The sequence below is a fragment of the Sphingobium indicum BiD32 genome (assembly GCF_000382885.1).
GTDB classification, from domain to species: Bacteria; Pseudomonadota; Alphaproteobacteria; order Sphingomonadales; family Sphingomonadaceae; genus Sphingobium; species Sphingobium japonicum_C.
Genome location: NZ_CAVK010000047.1, coordinates 1 through 1,342, shown reverse-complemented (window position 1 = coordinate 1,342; position 1,342 = coordinate 1). Strand labels below are relative to the sequence as shown.

General features: G+C 60.7%; 1 protein-coding gene. It reads left to right on the top strand.

Annotated elements, in window-relative coordinates; all coding sequences use genetic code 11:
• The first annotated feature begins 94 nt into the window (after positions 1-94).
• Positions 95-1,291, top strand: coding sequence for an IS256 family transposase (locus EBBID32_RS04755; RefSeq protein ID WP_037488815.1), 1,197 nt, complete (start codon positions 95-97; stop codon positions 1,289-1,291).
• Positions 1,292-1,342 lie beyond the last annotated feature (51 nt).

Below are 1,342 nucleotides of genomic sequence, written 5' to 3'. Positions count from 1 at the left end.
CGTTAAGTGGTGTAAGAAGGTTTCCCTGACTGGGTGGCCACCGTCGATCTTCTGGTAGGGTTCGGATGCGAACTCGAACCTGGAGAAGATGACGATGACCGATGATAGAATGGCCCTTGTAGAGCTGATCGAGCAAGGGGCTGATAGCGATTTGGTGCGCGAGATGCTGGCTTTTGCCGCCGAGCGCATGATGGATATGGAGATTGAGGCCCGGACTGGGGCGCCTTCTGGCACTCGGAGCCCGGCGCGGCTTACCCACCGCAATGGCTATCGTGAACGTGGCTGGGACACCCGTGCCGGACGGATCGACCTAGCGATCCCGAAGCTGCGCAAGGGCAGCTACTTCCCAAGCTTTCTGGAACCGCGCCGCACTGCCGAGAAGGCTTTGGCAGCGGTGATTCAGGAAGCCTACGTCCATGGTGTTTCGACCCGCTCGGTTGATGATTTGGTGAAGGCCATGGGTGCCAGCGGGGTTTCGAAGAGCCAGGTAAGCCGCTTGGTCGCCGAGATCGATGAGCGGGTGAACGCCTTCCTGACGCGCCCGATCGAAGGCGAGTGGCCCTATCTGTGGATCGACGCCACTTACCTCAAGGTACGCGAGGGCGGCCGGATCGTATCGACGGCGGCAATAATCGCCGTAGGCGTCAACACCGATGGCCGGCGCGAGGTGCTGGGCATTGCCACCGGCCCTTCGGAAGCTGAGCCCTTCTGGAAAGCCTTTCTGCGCTCGCTGGCTGACCGGGGCTTACGCGGGGTGAAGCTCGTTATATCCGACGATCACAAGGGCCTGCGTGCCGCTGCTAGCAAGGTGTTCGCCGCGAGCCAGCAACGCTGCCGGGTGCACTGGATGCGCAATGCGTTGGCCCATACCGCGCCCAAGCAGCGGCCCGCCGTCATCGCCATGATCAAAACGATCTTTGCGCAGGAAACCGCCGAAGCGGCTCACCAGCAGTGGGAGCAGGTCGCCGATGCGTGCCGCGAGAAGTTCCCCAAGCTGGCCGGCATGATGGATAGCTCGCGCGAAGATGTTCTCGCATACATGGCCTTCCCGAAGGAACACTGGGCGCAAATCTCATCGACCAACCCACTGGAAAGAGTGAACAAAGAGATCAAACGGCGCGCCGACGTAATCGGTATCTTTCCCAACGACGCAGCCGTAATCCGTCTCGTCGGCGCACTGATGCTGGAGCAAAACGATGAGTGGGCCGTATCCCGTCGCTACATGACGCTGGAAACTCTCGGCTCGGTAAGCCATAATCCCATCGTCAGCCTGCCCGCCGTGGCAGCCTGACCTGATCCCGATCCTACCTTGGATCGACGGCTCTTACACCACTTAACGTAA

Coding starts and splice junctions, on each gene's coding strand:
- EBBID32_RS04755 (WP_037488815.1), top strand. CDS start 95: ATGACCGATGATAGAATGGCCCTTGTAGAGCTGATCGAGCAAGGGGCT.